Below are 391 nucleotides of genomic sequence, written 5' to 3'. Positions count from 1 at the left end.
GACAACGCCCGCGCCCTCGGCGAATCCCATCCCGTCGGCGGAATCGGCGAATGCCTTGCATCGGCCGTCCGGGGCCAGCACCCGCTGCCGGCTGAATTCCGGAAAGACCGCGGGCGTGGACAATACGGTGACGCCGCCGGCCAGGGCCAGATCGCACTCCCCCGACCGCAACGACTGCACCGCCAGATGCAACGCCACCAACGACGACGAACACGCCGTATCCACCGACACCGCAGGCCCTTCCAAACCCAGCACATACGCCACCCGACCCGACGCCACACTCGATGCCGAGCCGATCAACCGGTAGCCTTCGCCGTCGGTCGATCCCGTCCCGTACGGCTGGTTGCTGATACCGGTGAAGACGCCGGTCGGGGTGCCGCGCAGTTGGAGT

General features: G+C 68.0%; 1 protein-coding gene. It reads right to left on the bottom strand.

The window, feature by feature from the left end; genetic code table 11:
* Positions 1 to 391 (bottom strand): beta-ketoacyl synthase N-terminal-like domain-containing protein (locus tag AC5WS7_RS40660; protein ID WP_495959993.1); only part of this gene is annotated, 391 nt, incomplete at both ends.

Source organism: Nocardia sp. PLKS1-43, from assembly GCF_059510335.1.
The sequence above is the reverse complement of the archived record's forward strand: the minus strand, read 5'-3'. Positions and strand labels throughout refer to the sequence as shown.